Annotated in this window: 18 protein-coding genes and 1 tRNA gene; 10 read left to right on the top strand and 9 right to left on the bottom strand. The window is 40.2% G+C overall.

Annotated features, from left to right (window positions below; genetic code table 11):
• Positions 1-13 precede the first annotated feature (13 nt).
• Positions 14-178 carry a hypothetical protein gene (locus tag J7E35_RS17575; protein ID WP_214781917.1) on the bottom strand — a complete coding sequence of 55 codons (165 nt, stop codon included), beginning with the start codon at positions 176-178 and terminating at the stop codon, positions 14-16.
• Between the two features lie 375 nt (positions 179-553).
• Here J7E35_RS17575 and J7E35_RS17570 point away from each other — a divergent pair, with 375 nt between their 5' ends.
• From J7E35_RS17570 to J7E35_RS17535, 8 genes are all read left to right on the top strand, one after another.
• A complete protein-coding gene (locus J7E35_RS17570) occupies positions 554-721 on the top strand; it encodes a hypothetical protein (RefSeq protein ID WP_214781916.1) in 168 nt (55 codons plus the stop codon).
• A 17-nt stretch (positions 722-738) separates the two neighbouring features.
• On the top strand, positions 739-1,200 hold the full coding sequence (locus J7E35_RS17565; protein ID WP_214781915.1) for a cytochrome c oxidase subunit II: 462 nt from the start codon (positions 739-741) through the stop codon (positions 1,198-1,200).
• Positions 1,201-1,215: 15 nt separating this feature from the next.
• Positions 1,216-2,901, top strand: coding sequence for a cbb3-type cytochrome c oxidase subunit I (locus J7E35_RS17560; protein WP_214781914.1), 1,686 nt, complete (start codon positions 1,216-1,218; stop codon positions 2,899-2,901).
• A 310-nt stretch (positions 2,902-3,211) separates the two neighbouring features.
• The gene (locus J7E35_RS17555; RefSeq protein WP_214781912.1) at positions 3,212-3,844 is read left to right on the top strand and encodes an SCO family protein; all 633 of its coding nucleotides are present in this window, start codon (positions 3,212-3,214) and stop codon (positions 3,842-3,844) included.
• 2 nt (positions 3,845-3,846) lie between these two features.
• The gene (locus tag J7E35_RS17550; RefSeq protein WP_214781910.1) at positions 3,847-4,404 is read left to right on the top strand and encodes a hypothetical protein; all 558 of its coding nucleotides are present in this window, start codon (positions 3,847-3,849) and stop codon (positions 4,402-4,404) included.
• Positions 4,405-4,547: 143 nt separating this feature from the next.
• Positions 4,548-5,228, top strand: a complete 681-nt coding sequence (locus tag J7E35_RS17545) for a Dph6-related ATP pyrophosphatase (RefSeq protein WP_214781909.1) — start codon at positions 4,548-4,550, stop codon at positions 5,226-5,228.
• A gap of 200 nt (positions 5,229-5,428) precedes the next feature.
• The gene (locus tag J7E35_RS17540; RefSeq protein WP_214781907.1) at positions 5,429-5,821 is read left to right on the top strand and encodes a MarR family winged helix-turn-helix transcriptional regulator; all 393 of its coding nucleotides are present in this window, start codon (positions 5,429-5,431) and stop codon (positions 5,819-5,821) included.
• A 61-nt stretch (positions 5,822-5,882) separates the two neighbouring features.
• Entirely contained in the window at positions 5,883-6,578 is a 696-nt protein-coding gene (locus J7E35_RS17535) for a polysaccharide deacetylase family protein (protein ID WP_214781905.1), read from the top strand.
• 168 nt (positions 6,579-6,746) lie between these two features.
• On the opposite strand, the gene J7E35_RS17530 is transcribed toward J7E35_RS17535, so the two are convergent.
• From J7E35_RS17530 to J7E35_RS17500, 7 genes are all read right to left on the bottom strand, one after another.
• Positions 6,747-7,514 (bottom strand): alpha/beta fold hydrolase, encoded by a 768-nt coding sequence (locus tag J7E35_RS17530; RefSeq protein WP_214781903.1) that lies wholly within the window; start codon positions 7,512-7,514, stop codon positions 6,747-6,749.
• Between the two features lie 322 nt (positions 7,515-7,836).
• Positions 7,837-9,030 carry a type III PLP-dependent enzyme gene (locus tag J7E35_RS17525; RefSeq protein ID WP_214781901.1) on the bottom strand — a complete coding sequence of 398 codons (1,194 nt, stop codon included), beginning with the start codon at positions 9,028-9,030 and terminating at the stop codon, positions 7,837-7,839.
• Positions 9,031-9,033: 3 nt separating this feature from the next.
• Entirely contained in the window at positions 9,034-10,245 is a 1,212-nt protein-coding gene (locus J7E35_RS17520) for an MFS transporter (protein WP_214781899.1), read from the bottom strand.
• A complete protein-coding gene (locus J7E35_RS17515; protein WP_214781897.1) occupies positions 10,242-11,903 on the bottom strand; it encodes an IucA/IucC family protein in 1,662 nt (553 codons plus the stop codon). Before J7E35_RS17515 ends, J7E35_RS17520 begins: the two co-directional genes overlap by 4 nt.
• 329 nt (positions 11,904-12,232) lie before the next feature.
• Positions 12,233-14,077 (bottom strand): IucA/IucC family protein, encoded by a 1,845-nt coding sequence (locus J7E35_RS17510; RefSeq protein ID WP_214781895.1) that lies wholly within the window; start codon positions 14,075-14,077, stop codon positions 12,233-12,235.
• Positions 14,078-15,059: 982 nt separating this feature from the next.
• Positions 15,060-15,132 (bottom strand) — tRNA-Ala (locus J7E35_RS17505).
• A gap of 107 nt (positions 15,133-15,239) precedes the next feature.
• Positions 15,240-15,935 carry an MgtC/SapB family protein gene (locus tag J7E35_RS17500; protein ID WP_214781893.1) on the bottom strand — a complete coding sequence of 232 codons (696 nt, stop codon included), beginning with the start codon at positions 15,933-15,935 and terminating at the stop codon, positions 15,240-15,242.
• A 154-nt stretch (positions 15,936-16,089) separates the two neighbouring features.
• Here J7E35_RS17500 and J7E35_RS17495 point away from each other — a divergent pair, with 154 nt between their 5' ends.
• Together J7E35_RS17495 and J7E35_RS17490 are read left to right on the top strand one after the other, a co-directional pair.
• Positions 16,090-17,004 (top strand): DMT family transporter, encoded by a 915-nt coding sequence (locus tag J7E35_RS17495; protein ID WP_214781891.1) that lies wholly within the window; start codon positions 16,090-16,092, stop codon positions 17,002-17,004.
• 9 nt (positions 17,005-17,013) lie between these two features.
• Positions 17,014-17,553 carry a GNAT family N-acetyltransferase gene (locus J7E35_RS17490; protein WP_214781889.1) on the top strand — a complete coding sequence of 180 codons (540 nt, stop codon included), beginning with the start codon at positions 17,014-17,016 and terminating at the stop codon, positions 17,551-17,553.
• Between the two features lie 71 nt (positions 17,554-17,624).
• Here J7E35_RS17490 and J7E35_RS17485 read toward each other — a convergent pair whose 3' ends face one another.
• Positions 17,625-17,801, bottom strand: a complete 177-nt coding sequence (locus J7E35_RS17485; protein WP_214781887.1) for a hypothetical protein — start codon at positions 17,799-17,801, stop codon at positions 17,625-17,627.
• Positions 17,802-18,229 lie beyond the last annotated feature (428 nt).

The following is an 18,229-nucleotide window of genomic DNA, read 5'->3' as shown; positions in this document are numbered from 1 at the left end:
GAATTAATAAAGACTAATTATTTAAATTGGATAGAAAACGAGCTTTTGCCTGTTCAAAAATGGCATTGATTTCGCCATGAATGGATTCTCTTTCGTTTTTATTAGCCACATCTATAACCCTATATTTTAATTCTTTCACTAAATTATGTTCTTCTGAAGTCAAAATATCCTTAAACATATGAAATCCTCCTGTTGTACTATTTACGTGCTGAGAAATTTAAAAATCCCATGATGGAAAAACCGAAGTTAGCTTTCTTGATAGATGATTGTTTACCCTCTTTTGAAAACTAATAAACTCATTTCGAACTACATAGGGAGTTCGAAGCGTATGAAGGGGAGTAATCGAGCTAAAATTTTTTCGGGAAATTTCAACTTACTTTTAAAAACCCTCGTCACAAGCAGCGAGGGTTTTTGTTTGCTTAAGATTCGGAATTCATTCCTAAAAAAAGATAAAATTCTAGTACTCCCAGGGGTTTTATATGTGATTTGACTCACTACATTGATAATCATTCGCAATTAAGATGAAGGTAAGAAATCAAAGGAGGGGATTTGGTTGAAAGCAACAGACGGAAAGGCCCAGGCAGAAGTTCAGGATGAAATCGGAGAGGTTGCCAGTGGTGACAAATCGAAGATAGGAACCTGGATATCAGTTGGAGTAGTAGGAGCAGTGATTCTTGCTACGTACTTTATTCTATTTGGACTCTATATGGCAAGAGTATAGAAGGGGGAGCGAACAAGATGCATTTGGATGAAAAAATCTGGCTGTTTTTAAGTTTTGGCATGATCATGGGGTTCATGATTTTTACTGGGTACCAGGCAGTGGCATTGGGAATGGGGCCCCCAAGCCATAAAGAAACGATCGATCCCCAAAAGGTTGATGAAACAGCTCCGTTTGACGAGCCGGGAATCAAACAAATTGGTGAAAATGCGTTTGAAGTCGTCATGACCCTTCAGGTATTTAGTTTTACACCGATGGAAATCGAAGTTCCTGCTGGATCAACTGTCCATTTCACTTTAACGTCAAAAGATGTTGTCCATGGTTTTCAGGTGGCAAATACGAATTTGAACGCAATGGTTATGCCGGGGCATATCCAAAAAATATCTCAAAAGTTTGATGAACCAGGTGAATATTTGGTGTTATGCAACGAATATTGCGGTGCTGGGCACCAGGCAATGAGCACGAAAATCATCGTAAAATAAAAGGGGGGAAAGAATGTGCAACCTGCATTAAAAACAACTTCATTTAATCACAAAACAAATCAGATATTAGGAATCAGCCAGGAAGATGCAAGAATCTCGAAATCATACTTATCTATCGCATTTATCGCATTGCTGCTAGGCGGTTTCTTGGGCTTGCTGCAAGGGCTCAATCGTGCCGGTGTCCTGCAACTGCCGCCATGGCTTAACTATTACCAGGTGCTGACGGCCCATGGAATTCTGTTAGTTGTTGTATTATCCGCATTTTTCACAATAGGATATTTTTATGCCGGCCTCTCCCACACACTTGGAGGATTGCTTCCTAAAGTAAGAAAAATGGCATGGATCGGTTTTTGGATGAAGATTTTCGGATTTGTTTTGGTCGTCATTCCGATTTTAAAGAATGAAGCCTCCGTCATGTACACCTTCTACCCGCCAATGGCTGCATCGCCAATGTTTTACTTTGGCTTGGTATTCATTGTTCTGGGCATCTGGATGCTTTCGCTGGGAGCGTTTACTCAGGTCGCAAACTGGAGAAGGAATCACAAGGGACAACATCTCCCGATCCTCGCCTTCTTTGCAACTGGTGTCTTTGTCCTGTTAGTCGGCGCAACAGCTTTTGTTGCCGTAGAAGTCCTTTTCATGATCATTCCTTGGACACTTGGATGGACTGACGGCATAAATGTATTGCTGGCGCGTACTCTTTTCTGGGCATTTGGCCATACTGCCGTTAACATTTGGTATCTGACGGCTGTATCAGCATGGTATGTAATCGTACCAAAAATAATCGGGGGAAACCGCTGGAATGATCTTTTAACACGTATTGTTGTCATCCCGTTAGTAATCATGAACATAACCGGCGGTTTTCACCATCAGATCATTGATCCGGGCATTTCAGAGTCCATCAAATATATGCACGTATTCATGAGCCTTGCAATCGGGTTTCCTTCTCTAATGACCGCATACGCGATGTTCAGGGTTTTTGAACGTACAGCAAGAGCGAAAGGCGGAAAAGGTTTACTTGGCTGGTATAAAAAGATGCCATGGGGAGATGTACGATTCCTGTCGCCGTTTATCGCCATGGTAGCTTTCATTCCCGCTGGAGCTGGCGGAATTGCGCAAAGCACGAACCAATTGGATCAGGTTGTACACAATACGATGTGGGTGGTAGGCCACTTCCATTTAACGCTTGGTATGTCTGTCATCATGACCTTCTTCGGCATCAGTTACTGGCTGGTTCCGTACCTGTCAAAACGTGTATTGACTCCTGCCATGAATAAACTGGGTGTCATTCAAACCGTCATTTGGACTATCGGTATGGTGATCATGTCGATTTCCATGCATGCTGCAGGTCTCTTCGGTTCACCAAGAAGAACTTCATTCACAACCTATGGAAATTTTGCAGAAACGCTTGGATGGAATCCTTATATGGCAGCTGTAGGCATTGGAGCAAGCTTATTGCTGATTGGCGTGATCCTCCAGGTTTATGCGGTGTTCAACCTCATGTTCTTTGCACCAAAGGGAGTAACCGAATTCCCAATTGCGGAAGAGGAAGCAGGAGCGGCGAAAACTCCATACTGGACAGAGCGCTGGGGAATCTGGGTTGTACTTATGCTGGTGGTTGTTTCAATGGCTTACGTCTTGCCAATCGCAGACATGATCATGAATGCTCCTCCAGGATCACCGCCCTTTAAAACTTGGTAAAAAAAAAGCGCAAGCGCCTTGGTCAGCCCCGACAAGCGTTGGAGGGCCTGCCATTGAAGTCGTTCTTTGACTTCATTGGCAGGACCGAAACGACTCGAGCTGCTCAAAGCTGCCGCTTCTCGCAAGATACTCGAGGAGCAAATTCGAGGATGAAAACTGGCTAGGCGCTGGAGCTGGACACCAATCTCCATGCAAAAACCTTTTTTAAAGTAATCGAAGAGATAGCTCCTGTTTCAGGGCTATCTCTTTCAAATCAGCACGATATGTGAAATCGAGATTTTTACCAAAGAAAAAATGGGAAGTGATCAATTTGATCAAAAATCGGCAAACGACCGTATCTTGTATAGTTGTTCTGGTGTTTGGACTGCTTTTATTTTATACAGGAACAGACGGATTCACTGCTTATACAGCTGAGACAGCAAGAGTGTCAAAGCTGGTTGAGGAACAGCCCCAGTTTCCACAAGTAACCTTTGAGGATAGTGAGGGTCGGACCTATTCTATATCTGAATTTGAAGGTAAGTATGTTTTTATCACTTTTATTTATACAGGCTGCACTACGATATGCATTAAATTAGAAGAAAATATGTCGCAGGTGTATGATCTGCTTCCGAGTGAATATATAGGCAAGGATATTGTTTTTTTAAGCATAAGCTTTGAACCGGGCAAAGATGATCCCGCTACCTTAAACAAGTATAAGGATTTATTCGGAAGTAATGGGGAGACATGGAGAATGGCCAGGATACCGGATCAGGATCAGTTAGATACCTTGCTGGAGAAGTTTGGCGTCATTGTGATTCCAGATGGATATGGGAACTTCGCTCATAATTCAGCGTTTTATTTAGTTGACCGGCAAGGCGCACTAGTGGATGTAATGGATTTTACAAAGGTAAATGAGGCAGCAGATAAGTTGTTAGAGACTCTAAAAGCAGACAGGGGGAAATAACGATGAATCAGTTTCTAATCGGGCTTGTCCTTTTAATCGGTTTAATGCTTCCTCCAGTTGCAAACTTAATGGAATCCGTCATGATCATTCACATGCATATGCAAATGCCGATGCTGGTAATCGCCGGCTTTTTCATGGGGCTTTTTTTCCAGCAGCGCTTTCCTCATTTCTTTTCAAAATATAATCAAGATGGCATCCCTGGAATCTTTCTTTTTATCATCATAATGGGTTATTGGATGCTGCCGCGCACCATGGATGAAGCCTTGACTGTAAATAGTATAGAATTTTTCAAGTTTATCAGTTTGCCATTCCTCGCGGGAGTGCCTCTAAGAGATTCCTGGAAAAAACTCAGCAAGAACCGGAAAAATTATACCATTGGATTTTTTACATTGGCTTTTCTGGGTATGGGCTGCTTATATATTCAAGCAAACGATCAGCTATGCAATAATTATTTAGTAGTTGATCAAATCATTCTCGGATGGGGATTCATCACAATGGCCATCTGTATGGTGGTTTACTTAGTCTATACGGCAGTAGTGGATCCTTCATTATATGAGTAGGAAGTTGAACTCTGTAACCATTTGGCCAACATGTCACAAGCTGCGTAATCAGGTATAATAAGTTGAAGGTGTTTTATTAAAAGCGGTAATTGGTGCATTTACAATCAGCGGAAAAAGGCGAATCAGAGTATAGGAGGACCAAAATGAAAATTGCAATCTCATTCAGTGGCGGCAAGGACTCTACGCTGGCACTCTACAAAATACAAAACAACCCTGATTTTGAGGTTGATTCATTGCTCGTGACGCTGACAGAAGGATTCGATCGGGTATCGATTCATGGAGTTCGCTATGAGCTGTTGAAGCTCCAATCTGAGTCATTGGGAATTCCATTACGAGAGGTTTGGCTTCCGCAGGACTGTCCGGATGAAAAGTATCAGCAAATAATGGGAAAAGCTATAGCTGGCATGACAGAAGACGGAGTTACCCATATCTCTTTTGGCGACATACATCTTCAGGATGTTCGGGAATATCGGGAGAAATTGTTTGCAGCATCGGGATTATCCCCTGTTTTTCCGCTCTGGGGTTTACCAGTGGAGGAAGTAAGCCGGGAGTTTATCGATTTTGGATTCAAAACGGTCCTTACATGTGTTGATTTAGAAGCGCTGGCCCCATCCTATGCAGGCAAAGTATATGACAGGGAGTTTATCAAGGATTATCCGAAAGACCATGATATTTGCGGAGAGAATGGAGAATTCCATTCATTTGTGTTCGATGGACCTAACTTTGCATTCCCTATCAACTATAGATTAGGCGAGGAAAAAGTGACAAAGGATTATTTTACTAAAAAAGATCGATTCCTGTATATAGATTTAATCCCGTATTAAAGCTTATAAACTTTAATGTTCAAATAAATGGTTAATAAACTGCCGGCTAGAAAAATAATGACTCCGGAAATAGAGTGTGGAGATAGATAATGAAAAAAATCCATAAAAAGCACCCCTTTATTTAAATATAAATATCGTATTACGATATTTTGTATTTTAATTATATCGTGTTAAGATATATTTATCAATAAGAAAGTAAGGTGGAATTTTTGCTTAGTAAAGACGTATATGAGTACCTTGCTGAGTTTCGATACCAATTGAGAAAGTTTCAGAAATTCAGTGAAACAGCAGCAGAAAATATGGGGATCACAGCCCAGCAGCATCAATTGATGCTAGCCATAAAAGGGTACCCGGAAAGAGATTATGCTACACCGAGCGAGCTGGCAGAACGAATGCAAATCACCCATCATTCATGCGTTGGCCTGATTGACCGCTGTGAAAAGTCAGGACTGGTCTCACGCAGGAAAAACCCGGAAGATGGGCGGAGTGTCTTTGTAGATGTGACACATAAAGGAATGGAAATCCTTGAGGGCCTGTCTGCGATTCATCTTGAAGAAATAAAGCGGATCGGATTGTTTAAGGAGAAGCTTTGAATATAAAGCAGGGAAATATACAACAGAATGGCGAAAAAATCAGTTGATTAAGAGGTAACTTATGAAAAAAAGAATCATCTATTTTGGAACTATAACTATAGTAATCATCCTTCTTTTGCTAGGGGCTTATACATTGATGAATTCGAGGACTTTTCAATTGTTCGGCGGACTGACAGCCCATGTTACTACCGACGAAAAAGTAGTCGCTTTAACCTTTGATGATGGCCCGACACAACAAGTGGCAGACATTTTGCCAATACTAGAGAAGTACGATGCTAAGGCAACATTCTTCCTGATTGGCAATGAAATCGAAAAAAATCCAGAAGCGGCAGAAATGATTGCCAGGGCAGGACATCAAATCGGGAATCACACATACTCCCACAACCGGATGGTGTTCAAATCCCCTTCCTTTATCGAAGAGGAAATCGAGAAAACCAATAAACTGATAGTAAAAGCCGGCTTTAACGGTGAAATTGACTTCCGGCCGCCTAATGGTAAAAAACTGCTCGCCCTCCCTTATTACCTGGACCAGCAAAATATCGACACGATCACCTGGAATTTGGAACCCGATTCCTATTACGCCAATTCATCTGACAAAATAAATTACATCAAGAACAATATAGAACCGGGCTCCATTATTTTACTGCATCCGATGTACGATCAGACAGGCGAAGAGCTTAAGACACTAGATGGAATCTTGGAGACATTGAGTACAGAAGGGTATAGATTCATTACGGTAAACGAACTTCAGAGTTGATGAATGACTTAAAATTTGATTTTAGCTTTTTTTAGATAGTGGAGAGTATGGGACTTTAACCTCCGAATCAACTCGAGTAGGGATACTATGAAATGTTCCTGTTATACTCAAAGTGCCCATAAAGAAAGCGAACACTAAAGAAGGGTGACAGATACCCTTGGATACCTGTCATTTTGTGTTTACAAATTGAGAAATTAGCTGGTTAAGTTCTTTTGCAGCCTTAGTCGGGATCCGGTGGTCAATATTCTCGATAAAATGCAATTCATTTTGAGGCAATTTTTCATGCAATTGCCTTGCATAAGAGTGAAAAGGCTTATCCTTCTTGCCATAAACCAATAAGATAGGCAAAGTTATCTTATGTAGTTGATTGACACAATTGTATTTTAGACTAAACCGATAATATTGCTCAATATTGCGGTAATCCCCTTTTTTAGCTTCCGAAAACATATATTTAAACAGCTTTATATTATTTGAATTACTCCATGAAATAGACCAGGCTAACAAGTTTATAGCCCCTTTGCTTGAAAGCTTGATTGCTAAGGATATCTTCCTTCTCAAGTAATCATCATTTACATCGGGCATTGCCCCAATCGAAATTCCCCCCAAAGCTCTCTCAGGAAACGTCAGCATGAATTCTAAAACAATAGAACCGCCCGTCGAATATCCGCATATAAACGCTTTGTTTATATTAAGGTGGTCCAATAGTGAAATGATATCCTTGATAATCAGTTGATAGGTTATGGGTTCTGGGGAGTAAGGGCTTTTTCCGTGTCCTCTAATGTCAAAGGTAATTATCTGAAAATTTTTCGAGAGTTCTTCTAATTGATATTGAAAGTTGACTGAAGTCAATACTGGAGGATGGATAAAAACAATCGGAGTTCCGCTTCCTTTTACTGTATAGTACAGGCTGGCACTACTCATATTTAGCAATGGCATTTAATTGTCACCTCAATTCCTATATAAGCAAATACTTATATCCTTGTAACCTAAAGTTCTTTGACTAATTAGACAAAACTTGCAATGATTTAATTCGCCTTAAAAAGACTGAAGGACTCAATGAGTATTTTTCCTTACTTTATTAAGAAAAATGCATCATTAACAAACAAGGAATCCAAATGCCGATGGAGAGAAGTACAGCTAGAATCAACTTTTTTACTAGGAGAGTAAAAAAACCAGTAGAAAAAGTCCTACTGGCATTGCATCTTTTGGACTGAGAAAGCGAAGAGTAATCCTTTTAATCATGCTGCAAGTCCGTTTATTAAAGATACTGAAACTCCGGGCGTGGATGCGACAGAAAATCATGGTGAGAGATGGTCCAACCATAAGCTCCGACTAAATGGAAAATGACAAGGTCTCCTGCTTTAAGGTCTTTAAGGAATTCTTTCCTGACGAGAAGATCGTTTGGGGTACAAAGCTCACCGGCAATGGTGATCAATTCGTTTTTAACTTTAGGTCTTGGGAGTGGTTTATACCTCCAATGCTCTACTTGGTACACTGAAAATGGATGGCTCATTTTCCATGCTGCGGGAAGTCTCAAATGATGGGTACCGCCTCTAACGAGAGCAAACCATTCCCCGTAATTCTTTTTTATATCCATTACTTCTGTCACATAAAACCCGCAATGTGCAGTCATATAACGGCCGAGTTCGATTATTAACCTTAGTTTATTTTCATGAAATGATTCTCTCATTTGATGAATTCCCTCACTAAATACATCCCAATCGAATGGTTCTGAAGGCGTATCATAATTGATACCAATCCCGCCTCCAATATTTACCGTTTCCAATTCTAATGAAAATGATCTTTTCCATTTCAAAGTATTTTCCAGGCACATCTTAACAAAAGTAAGGTGCTCATCAGCAAGAAGATTGTTACTCATTGCATGGAAATGGAAGCCTTTCACATCTAAATATGGAAAAAGATCTAGCTGGCCCAGAATCTTAGGAATCCTTTTCTCTTCAATCCCAAACTGTGTCGGGACACCTGCCATTTTATGAGAACTGCTGCTAACGTTATATTTCAAATTAACACGCAGTAAAACAGGCAGTATTTTATCTGCTTCTCTGCCAAACTGGTTGATCCGGTGCATATCATGTTCACTTTCGATATTCATCATTCGAAGAGTTCCATCGGCTAAATAGGAAATTTCCTGGTCTTTTTTAACTGGTCCTCCGAAAATGATTGGGAGGGTTGATAGTCTCTTGATTTTATTAACCTCCCCCTCCGATGCAGTTTCAAAACCATCGACTATGTTCGTCAATACCGATATCAGTCTTTCATCGGGATTCGCCTTGACGGCGTAAAAAACGGAACAAAAGTCTGGAAGAGAGTCCACAATCCTTTGGGCATGTTTTTTTAAACTGTGTAAATCATATATGTAGGAACAGATTGGCTTGTTATCAATTTTTTTAACCATACAGCCCAAATGTTCTTTGAGTCTTTCAAGATTCATAGTTTACTCCTTCCACATTCTTCGGTTGCTTTGTGAAATAATTAGTGTTATTACTATGGTTCCTATTCCCATAAAAAGTCCTGCACTGTAAGCGCCAAAAATATTGGCAACGAATCCAATCAGTATAGCGCCCAAAGGAATATACCCTCTGTCCATTAAAGCGAAGCTGAGGATCCTGCCACGGTGTTCTTCGGCTACTTTTAATTGAACTATAATCCTGCTAAGAGTACGGTAATATTGGCTGGAAAATCCCACTAGGAAGATTAATATAAAAGCAAGGACCTTGATTTGGCTGAAGGCTGTAAACAGAATTAAACTAGCACCGAAACCAAGCGATGAGAGAATCAGCCACTTGCCTCCGGTATATGGCTGCCTCCACGATAAGACTACTGTCGAAATGATTGCACCGGCAGACGAAACGGAGAGTAGTAAGCCAAAACCCTCTGATCCTGTGTCCATAAGTTCCTCTGATAGCAGGGGAAGCATAGTTGTATATGGGAACCCAAAGATCATAGGTGCAATTGCCAGCAAAAGGATAGAGGGGATGGCTGGTTCCTTTTTTAAATATTGCCAGGTTTCGCTTATTGATTTATGAGTTTGGTTACCTTTATAAACATTTTGTTCGTCCTGAGGAATGGTCCATAGAGAAAGCAAAACAAACAATGTACCAAGCGATACATAAAAAAGCAACAAGGCGGGAGGAAAGGATGCAAGCAATACTCCCGCTAAGGCTGGTCCAATCATTCTAGCAACATTTATGCAGGTGGTTTGAAGTGTAATGGCACTTCCGAGCATAGATGCTGGTACAATATCTGACAGGTATGCATTTCTAATAGGAACTTCAAAACTCATCAGGATAGATTTTAAGACGATAATAAAAGTGAGCATACCGAATGAAGATGGGTCTTTGATGTTAAAGGACATCCATACTGTCATCAGGAATAAAGCGCCGTAAAGAATAAATAGTGAGTTCCTGCGCTGGAACCGGTCAGCTGCAGAACCAGCAGCCGCAGAAAAGAGAAAGACAGGCAGCAACCTGCAGGCATTTACTGCTCCCAGAGCAACAGCCGAAGAGGTCCATTGATAAACCACCCAGTTTAAAATGGTAAGTTCCATCCAATCGGCTGTCCTGACAAAGAAGCTTCCGTATAAAAACCGACGATATGAACTTGATTTTAAAGCGAAATCACTTCGCAACGTTTCGAAAAGCATCATGATTGATTATTCTTCCCTAATGGATTTGCTACCGTACTGTACATGTAGTTGTCCGCTTTAGTTATTCTCATGCTTGCCAGTGCTTTATGCTTCACTTTGTCTTGAAAAAAATATGCTTGATCTTCTTTGACGGATTCCTCAACTTCAAAAGATAATGAAGAAAATACCTCATCACATGCTCTTTTTACCTCGCGCCAGAATATCCTTTCATTTACGCCAGATATTTCTGTCAGCAAGCGGATAATTTCCCCAAAATGACTTTGGAAAATTGTATAATGTGCCTTCGCATACATCTCGTTACGATCATCTGTGAGCGTCATGCTTCCCGGATGAAATTTCAGGTCAAGGCCACAGGATTCCAACCGTTTTATATAAATCCGCGCTCCACCCCAGTCGCGGAAAAAAAATCGTACCGGCTTTCCGTGTTTGAAAACGGGAATGCTGTTTTGGAGATGCCCCTCCAAAGCAACACCATACTTAGTCATTAAAGTTAGAAATCCTGGAACTGTAATTGACAAATAGTCATTTAGAAAGCTGATGACCCCGGCTTTTTTGGATAACTGGTGATGCTGATTATACTCTTCGATAATTTCTTCAAGGACGGTCTTATTTGTAAACGGAGAGCTATTATACAAACAGCTGCCTACAATAGGGATCTCATCTTGGGCAAGTTCATTTTCTTTATTTTCTCTTATCACTACCGTTAAATTTCTTGCCAGGTCATTGTCATTTGATGTAAAAGCAAAGCCCGCCGTCTCGTTTAGCGGTAAAAAGTTGTCCAGATGTTGTTCTCTTCTTAGGATTTCATTTAGCATACAGCTGAAAGCGGTGGAATTCATGGCTGTATTTGTAGAAATTGAACGGACAGTTGATGTCATTTGGCTGTTTACTGCAAGCTTTATAAAACAATTTTTTGTCGAAGGCAGCAGGGTACGAAATGACGAGGTAGCTGCTCCCATGTCCTTTATAGAAGGAAGGGGAACAATGATTTTTCTTTCGATTTCCGCCCCGTACATGGAGGTCAGTGTATGTTTGAATTGCCATTCATGAACAGGAAGAAGCTGATAGTTTGAAGGATTCAGACCTTTTCCGCTTAGGATCTCTCTGCATTTCCTATTTTGTATTGGAAATAGTCTCTCGATTGTATTTTGTGTTATTTCTGTTGAGAGAAGATAATCCTTGTGGACTGCAGCAAAGCAAATTGGAAACTCCTCATGAAACTCTGGCGAATATCGAGCGACATCCAAAGGTGACATGCCTGTCTTAGTTTTTGTGCCCGGATGAAGATGATGCCCCTCTAAGGCAAGCTGTTCAAAAAGTAACAAAGAGCTCCACTCGGGTTGCATTGCCTTTTTGGCTAAAGCATATTGAAGAATTGTCGAAACCTTAAGTGCTTCCCCTTCGTCTTTCAATTTTTTTGACCAACTGTCATGGCGTACGTAAGCCATTGTAATATTGGCTGTACCGTTGTCCAGCTCCCTTCCTAGGTCATTGTTGTTCTGCTCCAAGCCAATTAGCCTCAGCAATTCACTAGCAGTTTCGACTGTCCGGTTCCAGTCTTTGCCGATCAGGAGGATATCTCCCTCTAAAATCAGCCGGTTAAAGGCGTACTCTTTTTTAATAGGGAACAGAAGTATATAATCATCAAAGGCTGTCATTCGATAGACTAAATCTTCTTTTAAAGATAAAGTCTGCAGCTGAAGAAGGAAGGGTTCCCACTTTTTATAAACCTTCAGTAAACTTGTCACGTAAACTGAGCCGATTCTCTTCAATTCTACAGACTGGGAATAAAGATTCTTCACATCTTCCCGCAGCAGTGCGGAAGCCAGTTTATTCAATATATGACGACGTCCAAGATTAGCGAAATATGGATAGCTCTCTGCCAGGGGAGAATTGTTCCTTCGCAGCTCAGTTATACAAGTTAATTCATCCTTTGACCATTGGGTTATAAATGATTCTGCCTTTTGGCTGTATGATGGATTTCGTCTCATTCTATTTCTCCCTTCCCTGGTAATAGTGGATTTGGTGCAGGAACATAAATGTTATCGGTAACCGAATGATTTAGCCTCATTTTCAAGAGAGCTTTAAGGTAAGTGTGCGGTCCAAGAACCCATGTTTCAAACTCAGATGCTTGTTCAGTACAATTATTTTGATTACCGATAATACTTATGACCTTGCTTAATACGTCTTTTACCTGGGTCCATAAAATAGACTCATTAATTCCAAATTCCTTTGTCAGATTGAGAATTATTTCCCCAAAGTGATTATGAAGGACAGCGTGAGAGAACATTTGATAGAGATCCTCTGGTCTGTCAGTCAAAAGGTTAGTGGAATTATCAAGTTTCACTGAATCAACCCATTGGCTAAATTTCCCTCTATGAATCCGAATACCTCCGTTATCTCGAATCATCAATTTAGAAGGTTTCCCTTCTTTAAAAACGACAATGGCATTTTGAAGGTGTGCTTCTAGGCTGATTCCATATTGAACTACCAATTGCACAAGACATGGTATAACGGTTTTTGCATAAAGATCCAAATACTCGGTTGCACTCTTTTCAATGGAGACCATATTTTTATCCCTATATCCTAAAATAAGGTCTTTCATTAATGTACCCGATGAGAACGGTAATGTGTTGATTAAGGAAGCGGCCGGGACAGCGAGCTCGTCTTTAGCGAGGTAAGCCTCAGGATTTTCGCGGATAATACATGATAAATTCTTCTCGAGGTCAATGCCGGGGAATTTCCGGCTGGAACTAAAATGGCATCCGGCTACCTCTGGAAGGAAAACAACCCTTTCTTTTAGAAGGGGATCCGTTTTCTCAATCTCTTTCAGCAGCTTTGAAATGACAGGCCCATTATTGACAGATGCCGGTGAGACGAGCCTTTTGGCGCTGGTCATCTGGATATTCACTGCAGTCTTAATATGATGTAGTTTCCTCCCAAGGCTTGGAGCCAGGGACCGGAAAGACAATAAAGGCTTAACCGGTATAACGGAGTGTAAAGGGATGATAAGCTTTTTATCCAGCTCTTCCCGATAATACTTTTTAATCATATGCTCATACTGCCAGGGATGAACCGGGATAAGGACATAGGAGGCCAGTTCGTCCATTTCCTTTGAAAGAAATGGATAGTCGGAAAGTAAAAGATCCTTAATTTCCTCATCACTCATACTTGAGGAGGTACTATGGCTCTCATGTACTGCGAGCAGTACCAACTGGACTTCTGCAGCCCACTCTGGAGAATATTTTTGATTCTCCTCCGGGGATAAGCCTATTCTTGTTTTGGAACAAGGATGTATGGTGTGCCCTTCCGTAGCCCATTGTTCAAGATAAGTCAATGGACTAAAGTGGGGATCCTTGTTCTTCATTTTAATCAAGGTATCAAAGGCCCTTGTTTCAGAGGTACTGGTTTCGGACACTCTCCTGTATTCCTTTGCAGTTAAGGCAATCGCATCATTGGTCACGCTGTTATCCAGTTCGTTTATTAATGTTTGTACTGAATTTGATGTAATGTCTGTTTCGAAAAGCACTTGAAGAAACTGTACCGGATGAGTCAATTCACTATGAGTTTGATTATCGGCAAGAAGGATTGGTCCATCTATATCAATGTGTCCCAAATAGTAGATCTTTTTTACGTCGAATTGTATAGTGCGATTGAGGGGAGCTTTGAGAATATAGGTACGTCCTGTAAACCCGTTTGGTTTCCACTCATACTCACATACTTTTTCGCGAATCACCGCTTGAATCAATTTTTGCAGGATTCTCTTTTGAGAGAGGGGTAAAAATTTCTGGTACTTCTTTTCTGTTCGAATTTCAGGAAACGACAAAGACATAAAAGGTCCTCCTTACAATTTTAATTGAGAATCTTTTTCAACTACAATGAATAATAGTTGATAATGATTATCAATGTCAACGATATAATGTGAATAAGGAAAAAGGACCCAAAAGTGCTTTACCTTTTTTCTAGGTGTGCTTAAATACAAAATACCAAAGAAACTCCTGAAAAAAAGAGAGATTAAAAGACAATAAAAATTGGAAAGCAACTCAACTGGTAATATGAACGGTGGGCTTAATTGGTCGAATAGAGGATGTTTTGTGTATTTAGTAGGAAGTTTATAATTTTAATACTTATTCCTTACGACTAAGTACATGGATCCAGTAAGAATTAACCGTTTTTGTTAAACAAATGGGGAGTGAAAGAAGGAGATCATTCTAATTTAGCGAATTTAGAAGTCATTGGTGTAAAGGCACAAAATTTTAAAGTATAACACCTTTGTTAATAAACAAAATGGAACTAGGTAAATATGATTGTATCTAAAATTGAACAGGTTCTATTTTTTTAGTCCTTATTTTAAAAATCAAAAGCTGACTGAAAGGATTTTTATAAGAGTTTATTTTAAGACAGAGTTGAAAATAGAAAATGGCCAAATTAAGGATTCAAAAGTACAAGGATATCTTGAAAAGGGTAAGTTTATATCGAGTTATCATGGATTTCTATGGAGATGGGCGGGCAGTTATAAGAAGTCCTCACAACAGGTGACTTCAATCTAAGATTTAAGGACCAAATTTTTGCATCTCAGCTGCGAAGAAGTGAGAATGAAAAGCTTGTTGTGTTGTGTAACTTTAGTATCTATGAATTTGTGATTGAAGAAGAAGCTTTATTAACGAAGCTTGCTGGTGCAGAGTTGATTGTACTCAATTATAGAAGAGGAACTAGGTAAATTAAGAGCATATGAAACTTTAGTTTATTATAAAAAAATAATCAATAATGAAAAAAGCCGTCAAACCAATTGGTTTGACGGCTTTTTAAGTAAGTGGAGAATAGGGGGCTCGAACCCCTGACCTCAACGCTGCCAGCGTTGCGCTCTCCCAGCTGAGCTAATCCCCCGTATCTGAATAGATAAGGTACAAGAAAGATTATATAACCATCTCGCTGGACATGCAAGACAAAATTTTATGTAAAAATAAAAAAGCCGCAATTCAGCGGCTTTCCTCCTACAAACCTTCAATTTCAACCCTGTTGATCCCTTCAATATCCGACACCGTTTCATACACATCCGTCGTCTTTCTGCGGAAGTCCACGGTTACAATCAATTGCACCAGCTGATTTCCCTCTGCAAGATCCTTAATACGGACATTTTTTAAGGCGATTTTTTCCTCTTTGATCCTGGTAATAATATCGGCTATGCTTTCCCGGCTATTGACATTAAACTGCAGCCGGATCTCTTTTTCCCTTAATTGTCTTGGACCTATGAAAGTCATCAGGAACGGTATGAATTCCACACTCACAATGAGTAGAGCAACACCAGCAATGGCTTCCCAGTAAAACCCGGCGCCAACCGTGATGCCAATTCCAGCGGCACCCCAAATCATCGCTGCCGTGGTCAGACCTGAAATTGTGTCATTCCCTCTTCGTAAAATAACTCCGGCACCTAGGAAACCTATCCCTGAGACGATTTGCGCTGCCAAACGGAGCGGGTCCATCGTGATATTCACATCTTCATCCCCAGGGAACATATAAGCCGACTCACTTGATACAATCGTTAAAAGACAGCTGACGATCGATATAACAAGGCTTGTTTTAAGTCCTACCGGTTTTCTTTTAATCTCCCGTTCGAGCCCGATCACCAGGCCCAAGAATGCGGAAATCCCCAACTTTAGCAATATTTCCATATCAATTGAATAGAACATATCGTTTCTCCTGCCCCTAAATAAGATGTATTTACTTTCCCTAAAAATCACAGACTAAACTTTTTATAAAAAATAAAATTTAATTCAAGATAAAAGTTCGAATTCATTGTAAAATACATTTAATTCACATTGTGTAACTTAAAGGAGAATAGAAATGCAGTCACCTAAAGTAAATCCTTATATGGCGGTAGCAATCGGCGTCGTGGCAGTCTCAACTTCTGCGATCCTGGTCAAGGTCTCATCCGCGCCGTCCGGAGTCATAGCTTTTTACCGATTATTTTTTTCAGTACTATTAATGCTGCCGGTATTTCTTATAAAGTATGTTTCGGAACTTCGTCTTATTACGAAACGGGATTGGGTATTCACCGGAATAGCCGGGATATTTCTGGCCTTCCATTTTATCCTCTGGTTTGAATCACTAAACTATACCTCGGTAGCAAGCTCAACTGTGCTGGTCACTCTTCAGCCTCTATTTGCATTCGTGGGTGCTTATCTGTTCTTTAAAGAGCGTGTTTCAGCTAAAGCGATTTTAAGCGGTGTGATTGCGATTGGCGGCAGCGTCATCATCAGCTGGGGTGATTTTAAAATCAGCGGAAGTGCACTGTTTGGGGACTTTTTGGCGATTGTAGCCTGTGCATTGGTAACCGTATACCTTTTATTTGGCCAAACAGTCAGAAAAAGGATGTCTTTAATAACCTATACCTTTATCGTCTATAGCATCAGTTCAATTACATTGTTCTTCTATGTAATAGCTGTTGGTGACTCGTTCTATCCATATCCTACGAGCGATTGGGTCTACTTTATCCTCCTCGCGCTGATCCCAACTTTGCTTGGCCACACATTGTTTAACTGGTCTATAAAATGGATTAGCGCCTCAGTTATTTCGATGGCGATACTTTTTGAACCAGTTGGCGCAACCGTACTTGCGTTCTATCTGCTCGGTGAAAAAGTCATTTGGACTCAGATTATCGGAGGACTAGTTGTTATCGTAGGCATAACTTTGTTTTTAGTAGATGAAAGAAAAATGAAGCTGAAAAATCAAGCCGAAATCAAATCAATATCGGGGTAGGGGATGTATGTGCAGATCAGAAAGGCTACAAAAGATGATGCAAGCGGAATTGCCAGGGTTCACGTCAGAAGCTGGCAAGAAACTTATCAGGGGATTATAAGCCAGGATTACTTGGATACTTTAAAGGTGGAGGACCGGAAACCTTTATGGGAAAAAAGCTTATCAGAAAGTGCTAATATCTCTCCGGTTTTTGTCGCTATTAATCCAGAAGGGGAAATAGTAGGCTTTGCATCCTTTGGAAAAGAAAGATCAGGGAATTTTAAAGCCGATGGAGAATTGTACGTGATCTATATCCTTAAAGAGTATCAAAGAGGAAAACTGGGCCTGAGGCTGCTGCAAGCCGGTGTGGATGATTTGCTGAATCAAAATTACGAATCCATCCTCGTGTGGGTGTTAGCCGATAACGAAAGCCGGAAATTTTATGAAAGCCTTCAGCCGCAAAAAGCTGGGGAGGAAGTTGTGAAAATTGCAGGCAGAGAATATGTCGAAGTAGCTTATATGTGGAGAGATTTACAACTGCTGCGCCAGGCTGCTAGAGAAAAACTGTAAGAGTATAGATGCAAAACCTTAAGGTGTAAACAAAAAAAATCCCCTTCATAGAGGGGATTTTTTAAATGTTTTTAAATGAATAGGTAAGTGAACCTTGAAAATAATAATGCACAGACAGAGCTTAAAATAAGAGTTCCTCCGTGTACCTTTCCTTCAGTGTTTGCAATTTTAATGGCTTCAATATAGGCCATGCTAAATAAAAGGATTGCCATTAATAATGATAGATATAGTGCAATTGATTGCAGCAAGTAGGATCACCTCTGTAAAATAGTTTGTCCAACGCATTATATGAGGACTTGTAAGAAATTATTATTAAAAACATTAAATAAGAAGAAACTCGGAAAACCTGAAAAGAATGATCTTATTGTGAAAAATTCTTTTAAAATTATATTGCAAACATATTTTATCCATGGTATATTTAATCTCGCTTCAGGAAAACAACGTTGAATTGAAAATCAAACATCGGTTTTTACCAAAAAGAAAAACTAAAAACGATGTTGACAATAACAAATCAGCGTGTTATATTAATAAAGTCGCTTCTGGGCGACGGACTGAACAACTTGTTCTTTGAAAACTAAACAAACAAGCGTCAACAAACAATAAATGATCATGTTTCTTCTATAAGAACATGAGCCAACGTTTTAACTTATGAGCTAACTCATAACTCTTTCTTGGA

The sequence above is a fragment of the Bacillus sp. ISL-45 genome, from assembly GCF_018613195.1.
Lineage (GTDB): Bacteria > Bacillota > Bacilli > Bacillales > Cytobacillaceae > Mesobacillus.
The sequence above is the reverse complement of the archived record's forward strand: the minus strand, read 5'-3'. Positions and strand labels throughout refer to the sequence as shown.

Bases quoted from the DNA above. Each gene is read 5' to 3' on its own strand.
- J7E35_RS17565 (WP_214781915.1), top strand. From the start codon at position 739: ATGCATTTGGATGAAAAAATCTGGCTGTTTTTAAGTTTTGGCATGATC.
- J7E35_RS17500 (WP_214781893.1), bottom strand. From the start codon at position 15,935: ATGTTCTATTCAATTGATATGGAAATATTGCTAAAGTTGGGGATTTCC.
- J7E35_RS17525 (WP_214781901.1), bottom strand. From the start codon at position 9,030: ATGAATCTTGAAAGACTCAAAGAACATTTGGGCTGTATGGTTAAAAAA.
- J7E35_RS17510 (WP_214781895.1), bottom strand. From the start codon at position 14,077: ATGTCTTTGTCGTTTCCTGAAATTCGAACAGAAAAGAAGTACCAGAAA.
- J7E35_RS17575 (WP_214781917.1), bottom strand. From the start codon at position 178: ATGTTTAAGGATATTTTGACTTCAGAAGAACATAATTTAGTGAAAGAA.
- J7E35_RS17530 (WP_214781903.1), bottom strand. From the start codon at position 7,514: ATGCCATTGCTAAATATGAGTAGTGCCAGCCTGTACTATACAGTAAAA.
- J7E35_RS17545 (WP_214781909.1), top strand. From the start codon at position 4,548: ATGAAAATTGCAATCTCATTCAGTGGCGGCAAGGACTCTACGCTGGCA.
- J7E35_RS17520 (WP_214781899.1), bottom strand. From the start codon at position 10,245: ATGATGCTTTTCGAAACGTTGCGAAGTGATTTCGCTTTAAAATCAAGT.
- J7E35_RS17535 (WP_214781905.1), top strand. From the start codon at position 5,883: ATGAAAAAAAGAATCATCTATTTTGGAACTATAACTATAGTAATCATC.
- J7E35_RS17515 (WP_214781897.1), bottom strand. From the start codon at position 11,903: ATGACAGCCTTTGATGATTATATACTTCTGTTCCCTATTAAAAAAGAG.
- J7E35_RS17550 (WP_214781910.1), top strand. From the start codon at position 3,847: ATGAATCAGTTTCTAATCGGGCTTGTCCTTTTAATCGGTTTAATGCTT.
- J7E35_RS17495 (WP_214781891.1), top strand. From the start codon at position 16,090: ATGCAGTCACCTAAAGTAAATCCTTATATGGCGGTAGCAATCGGCGTC.